The sequence below is a fragment of the Actinomadura sp. NPDC000929 genome, from assembly GCF_040492065.1.
Taxonomy (GTDB): Bacteria; Actinomycetota; Actinomycetes; order Streptosporangiales; family Streptosporangiaceae; genus Spirillospora; species Spirillospora verrucosospora.
The window spans coordinates 46,077-58,658 of the sequence record NZ_JBEUPA010000038.1 but is presented as its reverse complement, the minus strand read 5'-3'; the positions used below and the strand labels follow the sequence as shown (position 1 = coordinate 58,658).

At 71.3% G+C, this 12,582-nt stretch carries 11 protein-coding genes and 1 pseudogene; 6 read left to right on the top strand and 6 right to left on the bottom strand.

All coding sequences use genetic code 11. The annotated features are described in order from the left end of the window. From ABWI04_RS16680 to ABWI04_RS16670, 3 genes and pseudogenes are all read left to right on the top strand, one after another. A pseudogene (locus tag ABWI04_RS16680) lies at window positions 1-904 on the top strand (hypothetical protein); the annotation flags it as partial. Window positions 905-974: 70 nt separating this feature from the next. Continuing rightward, on the top strand, window positions 975-1,463 hold the full coding sequence (locus ABWI04_RS16675) for an MSMEG_6728 family protein (protein WP_345183369.1): 489 nt from the start codon (window positions 975-977) through the stop codon (window positions 1,461-1,463). Window positions 1,464-1,568: 105 nt separating this feature from the next. Next, window positions 1,569-2,786: a PP2C family protein-serine/threonine phosphatase gene (locus ABWI04_RS16670; RefSeq protein WP_345183367.1), complete on the top strand. Its 1,218-nt coding sequence runs from the start codon at window positions 1,569-1,571 to the stop codon at window positions 2,784-2,786. On the opposite strand, the gene ABWI04_RS16665 is transcribed toward ABWI04_RS16670, so the two are convergent. From ABWI04_RS16665 to ABWI04_RS16650, 4 genes are all read right to left on the bottom strand, one after another. Further along, a complete protein-coding gene (locus tag ABWI04_RS16665) occupies window positions 2,773-3,768 on the bottom strand; it encodes an alpha/beta hydrolase (RefSeq protein ID WP_353832945.1) in 996 nt (331 codons plus the stop codon). The genes ABWI04_RS16670 and ABWI04_RS16665 overlap by 14 nt on opposite strands. A 219-nt stretch (window positions 3,769-3,987) precedes the next feature. Continuing rightward, entirely contained in the window at window positions 3,988-5,304 is a 1,317-nt protein-coding gene (locus ABWI04_RS16660) for a hypothetical protein (protein WP_353832944.1), read from the bottom strand. Then, entirely contained in the window at window positions 5,301-5,555 is a 255-nt protein-coding gene (locus ABWI04_RS16655; protein ID WP_345183361.1) for a hypothetical protein, read from the bottom strand. Before ABWI04_RS16655 ends, ABWI04_RS16660 begins: the two co-directional genes overlap by 4 nt. A gap of 98 nt (window positions 5,556-5,653) precedes the next feature. Continuing rightward, a complete protein-coding gene (locus ABWI04_RS16650; RefSeq protein WP_345183359.1) occupies window positions 5,654-5,929 on the bottom strand; it encodes a hypothetical protein in 276 nt (91 codons plus the stop codon). Window positions 5,930-6,146: 217 nt separating this feature from the next. On the opposite strand from ABWI04_RS16650, the gene ABWI04_RS16645 reads away from it, so the two are divergent. Both ABWI04_RS16645 and ABWI04_RS16640 read left to right on the top strand, forming a co-directional pair. Then, on the top strand, window positions 6,147-6,683 hold the full coding sequence (locus ABWI04_RS16645; protein ID WP_345183358.1) for a ferritin-like domain-containing protein: 537 nt from the start codon (window positions 6,147-6,149) through the stop codon (window positions 6,681-6,683). Window position 6,684: 1 nt separating this feature from the next. Then, window positions 6,685-7,653 (top strand): TIGR03557 family F420-dependent LLM class oxidoreductase, encoded by a 969-nt coding sequence (locus ABWI04_RS16640; protein ID WP_353832943.1) that lies wholly within the window; start codon window positions 6,685-6,687, stop codon window positions 7,651-7,653. 47 nt (window positions 7,654-7,700) lie between these two features. Here ABWI04_RS16640 and ABWI04_RS16635 read toward each other — a convergent pair whose 3' ends face one another. Continuing rightward, entirely contained in the window at window positions 7,701-8,978 is a 1,278-nt protein-coding gene (locus ABWI04_RS16635; RefSeq protein ID WP_345183354.1) for a M14 family metallopeptidase, read from the bottom strand. 704 nt (window positions 8,979-9,682) lie between these two features. Here ABWI04_RS16635 and ABWI04_RS16630 point away from each other — a divergent pair. Next, window positions 9,683-10,174, top strand: coding sequence for a PraA/PraB family alkane oxidation protein activator (locus ABWI04_RS16630; protein WP_345183352.1), 492 nt, complete (start codon window positions 9,683-9,685; stop codon window positions 10,172-10,174). A gap of 93 nt (window positions 10,175-10,267) precedes the next feature. Here ABWI04_RS16630 and ABWI04_RS16625 read toward each other — a convergent pair whose 3' ends face one another. After that, a complete protein-coding gene (locus ABWI04_RS16625) occupies window positions 10,268-12,544 on the bottom strand; it encodes a PA domain-containing protein (RefSeq protein WP_345183350.1) in 2,277 nt (758 codons plus the stop codon). Window positions 12,545-12,582 lie beyond the last annotated feature (38 nt).

Sequence of the window (12,582 nt, the reverse complement as noted above, 5' to 3'; positions counted from 1 at the left end):
GATCCAGGTGCTGTGCACCGGCTTCACCTACTACACCCTCGGGCTGCACGGCGGGGTCGCCTACAACCTGGGGCTCCTCGCGGGCGTCGGCCTGTCGTTGGCGGCCGCGGGCGCCGCCGTGGTCGCGGGGACGGCGGGCGGCGTCGTCTACGCGGTGCAGGACCAGAAACCCCAGCCGCCCGCCGCCGCACCCGCCCCCGTCGTCACCCTCGTCGCCGACAACCGCAAGCTCACCGGCCCGGCGATCGTGGTCCAGAACGCGCGGTACCCGAAGGTCACCGGACTGAAGGACCCCGCCCTGGAGCGCCGCGTCAACGCCGAACTCCGCGGGCCGGTGGACCGGCTCGTCGCCTCCGCGAGACGGCTCGCCTCCCAGGTCGACTGCAAGGGCAAGCCCGTGAAGCTCGGCACCGAGACGAGGCTCGGGCTGCGCGGTCCCCGCCTGGTGTCGGTCCGCTACTTCATGCTGTCGGACAACTGCCAGCAGGCGGACGGCTCCCCGGGCGGCGAGGTCGTCACCGTCGACCTGCGCACCGGGCGCAAGCTGACCGCGGCCGACGTCTTCCAGCCCTCGACCCTGACCGCGGACGGCGTGCGCCGGCTCAACTCCCTGGTCCCGCAGAAGCCGGCTCCGAACGAGCGCCGGTGGCAGGACTGCGGCCCCGACGGTCCGTTCGAGCTCGCCGACTTCTCCCCGCGCAGGGACCGGCCGGCGACGCTCGGCCAGGTGCCGTTCCTGTTCCCGTTCTTCACCCCCTCCGGATTCGAGCTCTCCTTCCTGGCGGGAGGCAGCGACGGCTGCGGCAACCTGAACTTCGGCACCTCCTACGCGAACGTCCGCGGCCTGCTGAAGCCCGAGATCGCCGCGCTGCTGCCCTCCGGTCCCTCCCCGTCCCGGACCTGACCTCGGGCGCGACGCGTCCGCCGTGTACCGCCGGGTAGGTATGCCGGACGGGGCATATCCGGGGGGCGGTGTGCAGACCTTTCTGCCGTACGCGGACTTCGCGGCCACGGCCGGCGTCCTCGACCGGCGGCGGCTCGGCAAGCAGCGTGTCGAGACCGTCCAGGTCCTGCGGGCGCTCACCGTGCCCGGCTACGGCTGGCGGCGCCACCCGGCGGCGCTCATGTGGACGGGGTACGAGGAGGCGCTCGTCCGGTACGGCCTGGAGATCTGCGGGCGCTGGTGCGGGCTCGGCCACGGCGACACCTGCGCGGCGACGCTGACGGCCGAGCTCGCCGACGTGCGGGGCGTCCGGGGCCCGCGCGCGCAGGAGCGGCTCGCCGCGGCGGGGGAGCTGCCGCCCTGGCTCGGCGACCGCGCCTTCCACCTCAGCCACCGGTCGGCGCTCGTCCGCAAGGACCCCGGCTTCTACCGCCCCCTGTTCCCCGGCGTGCCCGACGACCTGCCCTACGTCTGGCCCGCCTCGGACCGGATGCCACATGGACATGCCGCGGGAGGGTAGTGTCCTGCGAAAAGGGGGGAATGCGGTCCTGGTGAGAGGTGGTCCGCCCGCGGGACGGTGGAGTGCACGACCCCCGAGAACCCGAGCAGGCAGGGCGGCGAACCGATGCTGAGAGAGCTGCTGGCGGCCAGCCATCTGATGTCGATGGAGCAGTTGCCGGGCGCGGTGGCCCGGCACGCCGGCGCCCGCGGCCTGCATGACGCGATCATCTACGTCGTCGACCTCCAGCAGACGGTGCTGCGGCTGCTGACGGGCGAGGGCCCGGACGCCGGGCGGAACCCCGGAGCCGAGACCCCGGAACTGAGAATCGACGGGACGGTCGCGGGCCGGGCCTTCCAGACGATGGAACCCACGGCCGGGCAGGTCCTCGACGGCGGGAACTGCCAGTACTGGGTGCCGATCCTCGACGGGGCCGAGCGGATCGGCGTGCTGCGCGTGACCGTCCGCCGCGACGACGCCCGGGCCTACCAGGAGGCCGAGTCCCTGGCCGGCCTGGTCGCGTTGATCATCGTCAGCAAGGGCCCGTACAGCGACTCCTTCTCCCGGCTCGTGCGGACCAGGGACATGACCGTGTCGGCGGAGATGCAGTGGCGGCTGCTGCCCCCGATGACCTTCGCCAACGACCAAGTGGTCATCGGCGCCGCGCTGGAGCCGGCCTACATGCTGGGCGGCGACACCTTCGACTACGCGCTCGCGGGCGACACCGTCCATCTCACGATCTTCGACGCCATGGGGCACGACACCGCCGCCGGGCTCACCTCCAACCTCGCCGTCGCGGCCTGCCGCAACGCCCGCATCCAGGGCGCCGGGCTCGTCGAGACGGCGCAGGCGGTCGAGGCGGCGCTCCTGGAACGGGATCCGAGCGGGCGCTTTGTCACGGGGGTGCTGGCCGAGCTCGACCTGCCCTCGGGGCAGCTGTCCTGGGTCTCGAACGGGCACCCCCCGCCGGTCGTCATCCGCGGGTCGCGGTGGGTCACCACGCTTGAATGCCCGCCCGGCACCCCGCTCGGCACCGGCCTCGGCGTGCAGCCGAAGCTGTGCGGCGAGCAGCTGGAACCGGGTGACCGGATCCTGTTCTACAGCGACGGGATCGTGGAGGCGCGCGACCCCAGCAAGCAGGAGTTCGGGCTGGACCGGTTCGTCGACTTCATCATCCGGCGCGAGGCCGACGGGCTGTCGGTCCCCGAGACGCTGCGGCGCCTCGTCCACAGCATCCTGGAGCACCACGCGGGGCGCCTGGACGACGACGCCACCGTCCTGCTGCTCGAATGGCACGGGCCCCTCGGCCTGGAAGACCCCGCGGAGCGGCTCAAGAACGACTGAGCCCGGGGCAGGGGCCGAGGCCCAGGGCGTCCAGGAGCATCGGGTACGCCTCGTGCAGGTCGCGCTGCCAGTACGGCCAGTCGTGCTGGCCGTCGAAGAAGCGGGCGGTCACCGGGACGCCGAGTGCCCGCAGCCGGTCGACGAACGCGCGCGCGTGGTCGTTCGCGCCGGCCTCCACCGGGTCGGTGAACGGCAGCCCGCCGAGCGACCCGGCCCTCCCGTTGCCGCTCGCCACCCAGAGCCGGACGCCGCGCAGCCGCCCCGCGAGGTCGGCCGGGTTGTGGGCGTGCCAGATCCCGGCCTGGCCGTCGGGGTCGCCCCACACCCGCCGCCAGTCGGTGCCGGGGCAGGCCAGGGACGGTCCCCAGCCGGTCGAGTCGTCGCCCGGCTCGTGGCCGTACAGGGTGTCGAGGTAGCCGCTGAACGCCGCCGCGGCCGCGAACGCGCCGGGGAACCGCGCCGCGTACAGCAGGGCGCCGAGGCCGCCCATGGAATTCCCGGCGATCACGCGTCGCGTCCCCGCGCGGTAGTCGCGTTCGAGGATGCCGCGCAGCTCGGTCATGTGGAACGTCTCCCAGCGCGGCGGGCCGCCCTTCCCGTAATTCCACCAGTCGGAGTAATTGCCGCAGCGGCCGCCGTTCGGCATGACGACGATGATCCCGGCGCCGGCGGTGAGTTCCGCGACGTCGGTGTCGCGCGTCCAGGCGGTGTGGTCGTCGACGCCGCCGTGCAGCAGCCACAGCGCGGGCCAGGTGCGCCCCGCGTCCCGCGACCAGCCCGGCGGGAGCAGGAGCCGCACCTTCTGGCGGCCCTCCATGGCGGGAGAGGCGATGGTCAGGTCCAGGGTGCGGGGCGCGACGGCCGTCTCGGCGACGACCTCGGCGCGGGGCGGGGCGGCCGCCGCGGACCGGTCCGCGAGCGCGAGGGGCAGGAGGAGCGCGAAGGCCCCCAGCCACGCGGCGGGGGCAGGGCGACGGAGCAACGCGGGGCCTTCCGGAGACACCGGCGGCGAGGAGGGGCCGGCCTTGGGAAAGGAAGAGATCCTTTGCGTGGAGTTTCTCTCCCCGTCCCCGGGGATTCCCGGGCCCTCACGGTCCGAAGCGCGACCGGAAAAGCTTATAAAATGCTTTTCCCCGGAACGGGAAAAGAACGCGCCGGGTGCCCCCCTGGCGGCACCCGGCGCGTTGGCGAGAGGGGTCTGTCAGGTCCCGGAGGCCGCCTCGGCGACGGGTGCGTTCACGTACCGGACGGCCCACCGCACCACCCCGCGGACCAGGCTGTACAGGATGAACGCCACACCGACCAGCGGCAGGACGAGCAGGACGATCTGGAGCCCGGAGGTGAGCAGCGTGAGGGGGTCCGCGCCGTCGGCGGCGGCGTGCGCGAGCCGGCGCATCATGCCCCAGTCCTGGGCCACCAGCCGGGGGACCTGGGTGATGATCAGCACGATCTGGAACGCCAGCATGGGGATCACCGTCAGCACCCAGACCGTGACGAAGATCTGGGGCCAGCGCTTGAGGTCTTCGAGCCGGGCGTCGGCGGGGCGCCGCAGGAGCGTCCGGCGCAGGATCGGCCCGATGTACCGGAACAGGTCGGGGATGCCGATGAGGTCCGACATGATGTAGTACCCGTCGAACCGGAGCGTCGGCAGCAGCTGCTGCACGATCTCCAGGTTGACGTAGACGATGGCGACGAGCAGCGGCGCGAATCCCGTCTGCGCGTACAGCAGGGTCAGCCCGATGACGAAGATGGCGTTGAAGTAGACGCCGGCGAGGTCGGTGCGGAGCCGACCCCCGCGGCCGAGCCGGTACGACTCCGTGATGTCGGTGTAGAACGCGGGCCACACCAGGTAGATGCCGCAGCCCATGACGCCCGGGCGGACGCCGCCGTACCGGCAGGCCGAGGCGTGCCCGACCTCGTGGAACGCGCACGAGGCGATCCCGAGCGCGATCACCAGCAGGATGCTGACCGGCTTGAGGATCGCCGTCGACATGGCGTCGGCGATCGATTTGGATGTGAGCATCCAGTACTCGCCCGCAACGAACGCGGCGAGCACCGGGGCCATCACCCAGGGGCGGAACAGCCAGGCGAACAGGCCTCCGATGACCCAGGTCACCGACTCGGGGAACACGGCGATCTTGAACTTGAGCGCCAGGAACGGGTCGGACCGCACGCTCCGCGGCGCGGTGCCGTCGCTGAAGGTGGTGACGCCGAGCGGGGCGAGCTTGCGGTCCACCAGGTAGACGATCTGCTCGGCGGACAGCCGTGCGCCCGCCTCCCGGCTGACCGAGTCGGCCACCGTGGCGAGAGAGGCGGCCACGTCGCCCTCGCCCGCCAGGTGGCGGTGCTCGTGCAGCGCCTTGGCGACCAGGAACAGCAGCGGAGGCAGCCGGACGAGCTGCCGGTTCGGCAGCCGGACCAGCTGCGGCGGCTCCCGGTATCCGGAGTTCTTGAACTCGCCGACGAGTTCGGCGCCGTCCACCAGGGCGGGCAGGGCGAGGGCGGCGGGCGCGCTCATCGGTTGTCGTGCACCACGACGGCGGGGATGCAGGACACCGTGGAGGTCGGAGCCTCGGCGAGCAGACCGGTGCCGAGCAGGCCGGACGTGCCGGCGGACTGGGTGGCCTGGCAGGCGTAGAAGACCTCGGTGTCGCCGCCGTGGTGGCCGCCGCCGGTCCCGGCGGACAGCGCGAGCCGTCGCGGCAGGACCTCGGCGGTCAACCGGTCCAGTACCGCGTAGGTGAGCCGCTGAGGGTTGGAAGAGCTCATGGAATCGCTTTCGCATCGCTGTGGGAAGGGGGAAGGGCTGGCGGAAGCCGCCAGCCCTTCCGAGTGCGGGCAGAAGCCCGCGGTTACACGCGCTCGGCTCAGTGGCCGGAGATCGCGGCGCCCGGCACGCAGGACTGCGAGCTGGCGTCGGTCTGCGCGTGCAGGCCGACGAGCTGCAGCAGGCCGCTGTCGGGACGGGTCTGCTGGCTCTGGCAGGCGTTCACGATGGCGGTCGTGCCGCCGTTGCCGCCGCCGTGGTTGATGTTGACGTTCTCGTTCTCGCCGCCCCCGACGAGAAGGGTGGACAGCACGGCGCGCTCCGGCAGGACCTCACCGGCGAGCTTGTCCAGCTCGGTGTAGCTGAAGGACTTCATGTGGTTCCTTTTCTTCCTTGTCACGCCCGGATCTCAAGGTGGATACCGGATGTCCCTTCCCTCGCCCCAGGTCGGAGCGAGGTAGCTCTACGTATAGCAGATGTGACGGACGGTGGCCAAGTGACCCTCCGGGGAGCGGGTGCCTCGCGCCGGCGCACAGGCATGAGTGGCCCGTGATGGGTAGGGACCCCACATTCGCGCTGATCAGGAGGAGTGCATGGCCGAGAGCAGCTTCAGCATCGACGTCGCGGCGATCCGGGAACGCGCCCGCGCGAAGATGACCGACGGGCCCGTGACCGCGGGGTACGGCCGACGCGCCGAGGAGGTCATCGGCGTCCTCAACGACGTCCTCGCCACCGAGATCGTGTGCTGGATGCGCTATGCGCAGCACGCGATCAGCGCGACCGGGATCGACCGGGCGCAGGTGGCGGCGGAGTTCAGCGAGCACGCCGACGAGGAGCGCGGCCACGCGATGCGGGCCGCGGAGCGCATCAGCCAGCTCGGCGGGCAGCCGGACTTCGACCCGAAGACGCTGGCCGAGCGCTCGCACACCACCTACAAGACCTTCGACGAGAACGACCTCAGGAGCATGCTGGAGGAGAACCTCGTCGCCGAGCGGATCGTCATCGAGTCCTACCAGGAGATCATCCGCTGGCTCGGCGACGGCGACGTGACGACCCGGCGGCTGATGGAGCACATCCTCGCCGAAGAGGAAGAGCATGCCGACGATCTGACGGACCTGCTGGGGATCTGACATGGAATTCGGATACACACTGCTCTGCGAGCAGACGCCGCCCAAGCAGCTGGTCACCGACCTCGTGGAGGCCGAGGAGGCGGGGTTCGCCTACTCGGTGATCTCCGACCACTACTTCCCGTGGCTGGAGAGCCAGGGCCACTCCGCCTACGCCTGGTCGGTGCTCGGCGCGCTCGCCCAGGCCACCCGCCACATCCCGCTGATGACCTTCGTGACCTGCCCGATCATGCGGTACCACCCGGCCGTGGTGGCGCAGAAGGCCGCCACGATGGGCGTGCTGTCGGACGGCCGGTTCACGCTCGGCCTCGGCGCGGGGGAGAACCTCAACGAGCACGTCGTGGGGCGCGGATGGCCCTCGGTGGACGTCCGGCACGAGATGTTCGCCGAGGCCGTGGAGATCATCCGGGCGCTGTTCGGCGGCGACTACGTCAACTACCGTGGCCGCCACTTCACCGTCGACTCCGCGAAGCTGTACGACCTGCCCGACGAGCCCGTCCGGATCGGCATGGCGGCCTTCGGGAAGCGCGCCGGCCGGCTCGCCGCCGAGCACGCGGACCTTCTCATCTCCGACCAGCCCGTGCCGGAGGTCGTGGAGCTCTTCCGCAATGAGGGCGGCGCGGGCAAGCCCGTCTACGGGCAGATCCCCGTGGCCTTCGGGCACGACTATGAGGAGTGCAGGCAACGCGCCCACAGCACGTGGAAGTTCTCCGCCCCGGCGTGGAAGGTGATGGCCGAGCTGCCGGGTCCGGCGAACTTCGAGGCCGTCACGAAGACCGTCCGCCCGGAGGACGTCGTGGAGTCGGTCCCGTGCGGCGACGACGTGGACGACTACGTCGAGGCGGTCCAGGAGTGGGCCGACGCGGGCTTCACCCACATCTCGTTCTGCCAGTCCGGGCCGGAGCACCAGAAGGACTTCCGGACCTGGGCGGAGGCGGACCTCCTGCCGGCCCTGCGCGAACGCTTCGGCTGACGCGCCGGTCCGCCCCGTCGCGGGCCGGACCGGCGTGCCGTCCGCCGCTAGGCGCAGTACTGGCTCTGCTTGCCGATGGCCCGGTAGGGGCAGTCGGCGTATTCGGCCAGCCGCAGCAGGGCCTCGCGGCTGCGCTGGACCTCACCGGCGATCGCGGACGGCGGCGGGTAGAAGCTGCCTCCGGCCAGCTCGAACGTGAACGAGAAGATGCGCTGCTGCCCCCACGTGTAGTCGTCGGTGGTGCCGTCGGTGATGTAGAGGTCGCTGGACTGCTCGGGGGCGAAGCCGTTCGTCGAGGCGAGTTCCCGGCCGATGGTGCGGTGGGCGGCCTCCTCGTCGGCGGACATCGAGCCCGGCACGGTGTTGTTGTAGGTGTAGCCGAACGGCCACAGCACCAGCTCCGCGTCCGAGTGGATGTCCAGGAACATCCCGAGCTGCTGCCTGCCGCCCACGACCCGGCTGCGCACGAAGTCGGCGAGGACCTTCGTCTCGACGGCGGACTCGGGGCCGGTGCCCCGGTAGGTCTCGCTGGAGCCGTTGCCGGACGAGCCGCCGCAGCAGCCCCACTTGTAGGCGAAGTTGCGGTTCAGGTCCGTGCCCGTGGACGTGGGGTTGGGCTGGCGGTTCTTGCGCCACATCCGCCCCGGCTGCGTGTCGCTGGTCATGTCGTAGACCTGGCCGTCGGGGTTGACCATCGGCATCACGTAGATCTCGCGCGTGTTCACCAGGTTCGTGATCCGGCTGTCGGACCCGTACCCGCTGGTGAGCTGCCCGATGTAGTCGAGCGCCTGCTCGGCGGTGAGCCGCTCGCGCGCGTGGATGTTGGCGATGATCATCACTTCGGGCTCGTTCTCGTCCGTCGCCACGTTGTCGCTGATCTTCACGCCGACGATGTCGCGGCCCTGGTAGGACTTGCCGACGACGAACTGGCGGGCGATCTGCGGGTGGGCGGCGACGACGGAGTCGACCTCCTGCCGCATCTCGGCGAACGTGTGGTACGACGTCGCCGCGGTGCTCGGGGCCGCGCTCGGGTCCGCGGTCCGCGCGGGGGCCGGCTTCACGGTGAAGCCGAGCCGCCGGATGGCCCTGACCTCCGACGGGAGGGCGCTGACCTCCAGCCCGCCCGCCCGGACGGCGCCGATCGCCGCTCCGGTCCGGGCGACCTGGCTGCGCTGCTGGCCGGTCCGGGGACCGGTCACGACGTACTGGCCCGCGGTCTCGGGGCCGGGCGCCGAGGCGGCGGACGGCGCCGCGAGCCCGGCGAGGGCCAGCGCCAGCGCCCACGGGACGGCGAGCAGGGAACGCAATCGGCGGGAGCTTCTCATGACGGGGTACCTGCCGTTCGGCTCTGCGCGCCCGCTCGTCGCGCGGCGGGGTCTCCTGCGGACGCTCACGGACGCTCGCGATCCCGTCACGATGGACCGGAACCGCCCGCCTGACAATGGCCGGGAGACCGGTCCAGGCGGGCGTTACGGGAACTGGAGCCACGGGCGAAACGCCAGCTCACCGATGCCGCGCCATCGAGACGGAACCGAGTTTTCAATGCCGATCAGAGCGAATCTGAAATTTCACAGGCACCTGGACGCTCCCTCGTAAACCCGATGCCGTGTTGGCGCTCTGTAACCGGTTCTTACCGGCCTTGCCTCTCTTCTCGGGGTTTCGGCGTGAGGGAGGCTGCGGCACGGGAGCCGAAGAAGGCCGCTGATCACAAATACGTCTGTATCCTGCATGGATACCCACTTACGGACATGCGCGACGGCATTTTATGAACAGTGTCATCTTCAGATAATGACAGAGTGTCGTCCAGGTATTGACCACCCAACCGCCCTTGTCTATGGTCTCTGTTAGAACGCGTTCTACTCCGGTTGGAACCCGTGTCGAGGGCGACAGGGCGGTTCCCCGGCCCGGTCCCCGATTCGCGGCGGCCTCCCCACCGGCCATGGGCGGAGCCGCGCACGAATCGACGGACCTCCCACCCCACCCCTTCGGGTGCAGGCGCGACGCCCACCGTTCGAAATGAGGACCCCCCTTGTCTCGCACCACGAAGACCGCCGCGATCGCCTCGGCCGCGGTCGCGGCCGCCGCCACCGCCACCGTCGCCCTGACGGCCTCCCCCGCTCTGGCCGTCAACACCGGGTCGTTCACCGCCACCCTCAACGGCACCATGGTGATCGACGCGGGAGTCCCGGCCAGCTGCACCAGCTCCGTGCTGAAGGGCACGGTCCTGTCGGGCGGCGTCAACGCGTCCTACACGTCCGCGAGCGCCGGCGGCTGCGGGGTCACCGTCACTCCCGGGGCCCTGCCCTGGAGCGGCACCTTCAGCGGCACCACCGTCAAGATCAACAACTTCTCGATGAGCGCGATCGGCTGCACCTACGGCGGGACCCTGACCGGCACCGCCTCGGCCACGAACTTCCCGTTCACCGCCACCTTCACCAACCAGGTCGTCCCCAAGACGAGCGGCATCCTCTGCCCGTCCTCGGCCAAGATCACGGCCAAGTACGACTACAAGCAGCCCTGATCCCCGGCAGGGCGGGAGCCCGGTCCTGACGTCGGCCGGACCCGCCCCCGCACCGTGACCCCGGCCCTCCGCCGGGGTCACGGCGCTCGGCCGTCAGTGCAGTTCGTAGGCGCGGATGGTCTCCTGGGTGATCGAGCTGCCCCGGCCGTCCTCGGCGGTGACCCTCAGGGACACCGCCCCCTTCCCGTGGAGGCGCGCGACGCCGTCCCGCACCGGGACGTCCGTCCAGGTCCCGCCGTCGTCGAACGATGTCTGGAGGGACAGGCGGCGCAGCGGCGCCGGCGAGCCGTCCTGGTGGGCGACCGTGAGCTTCAACGTCCTGGAGCGCGTCCTGTTCTGCGGGTCGAGAGCCGCGTCGTAACCCACCTGGAGCAGCGGAAGGACGGTGAGATCGGCCGTGCGCGCGGAACGGAACGTCCACGACGTTCTGGAGCGCGTGGACAGCCGGGCCCAGGGGGCGCTGTTGGCGAAGTCGAATTCGACCCGGTACTCGGCGTCCTCCGGGGTCGTCATCAGGGTGCCGTTCGGCTTGTAGGCCGTCTGCGCGATCAGTTCGCCGTCCCGGTGGACGCGGAAGTCGGTGGCGAAGCCATTCGGAAAGGAGCTGGAGTAGACGTCGGAGAAATTGCGTGCCGCGTCCGCCAGGCCGACGCGGAGCCGGATCAGGTCGCCGGTGCGGACGATCGGTGACTGCGCGCTGACGCCGCCGGTGAGCGGTCCCTTGTTCCAGCTGTGCGCGTCGCGCTGCCCCGCCCTGTACGACGACCATTTCGTTTCGCCGAGCACGACGTGCGGTGTCTCCGGGCCGGGGAAAGCGTTGTTGTAAGGCTGCTCCGGAGTGACCGCCATTGCGGACCACTGCGTTTTCGGATCGGCTGAAACGTACTCCACGCGCGTTCTCGGAGTTCCGGTGACCGGGTGGGCGTACGCGAGGGCGAATTCTTCCCAGGGGCGCTTGCTGTAGCGCGCGGCGGTCATGGCGCCATCGCCGTGGTAGGCGCTGTCGATCCGCGCCAGATCCCTTGTGCGAGCGACGTAGTCCAGGTTCTCGGGAATCCGCCCCTCCTCCGGGAACACGAGGTCGTACTGGTAGGGGCTGTCCACGATGCCCTTGGCCGTGACCGTCGCCCGCTCCCGCAGGAGAGCGCGTCCCTCCTCGTGGGACAGGCGGACCGCGGGCACCTTCAGCGGCCTCCCGTAGCCGCCCGGGTCGTCGTTCACGCCGGGAGCGTCGTTGTAGACGGCGACCATGCGCGCACCCGCCCTGGCGGCCCTCTCGACCTGCTCGGCGACGGGCACGCCGTCCCTGCGCTGGACGAGGGCGAGCCGGCCGCGCAGGTCGGCGCCCGGCCTGTCCCCGTCCGCGACCCGCATCTCCGCGCTGCCGTCGAGGCGTGGGAACTGGTCCGAGGTGTCGCTGAAGTAGGCCGCGGGATAGTACTGCGGGCGCAGCGCCCGGCTCCCCGCCCGCATCGTGATCGCGGGCGCCTCCAGCCGCCACCGCGTGTAGGCCTCGAACGTCCCGGTGCGGACCCGCTCGGTCGGCTGGAGGAACACCCGCTCCTCCAGCATCGATCCGTCGCCCAGGTAGACGCCCTCGTCCACGGCCTGACCGTTCGCGGTGCCGCGCGTCCACATCAGGTGGCTGACCGCCCCCGGTCCGGGCGCGGTGGCGTGCTCGGGCGTGCGGACCGTCACCTCCCGCGCCTTGCGCGCGTCCAGCACGATCTCGGTGTCCCCGGTGATCTCGATCTCCGGGTAGCCGACGAGGCTGTAGTCGAGCGGCTTGCCGCCGTCGGTGCTCGGCGCCCACGACGGCATCGTCTTCACGACGCCCATGACGGAGTACGTCCCCGGCGCCAGCCGGACGCAGTTCGAGTCGTTCCAGCCCTCGTCGGTGCAGGGGCCGTCCGGGTCGCCGGGCAGCGGCCGGTGGGCGTTGCCGAGCGAGGCGTCCTTCACGTTCAGGAAGCCGACCGCGCCGGGGCCGGGCCGCCCGTCCCGCGCGATGCTCCTCACCCGGACGGTGACCAGCTCGCCGGACGCCTTCGCCTTCGGCTCCGGCGCGGCCGGCCGCCGCTCGTGCAGCGCCGTCACGTTGTACCGTTCCGGATCGTCACCGAGCCGGTCGGCGGGGACGACGTACAGGTCGCCTCCGCTGTGCCGGACGGAGAACGCCGGGTCGCGTCCCGGCGCGGGCGTCACGGTCGTGCCGCCCCCCGCGACGTGCACCGTGTCACCGGTGGGCAGCGTGACGTCGAATGCTCCGGCCTCCGCACGCAACGCGGACGCGGGCCCGGCGTCCGCCGCCGCGGGCGCGGCGAGCGCCAGCGCGCCGATCCCCAGGGCCGCCGCGGTTCTCGACCACATGGCCATCCCTCCCCAAAAAGTGGATCTTGATTGTCGGG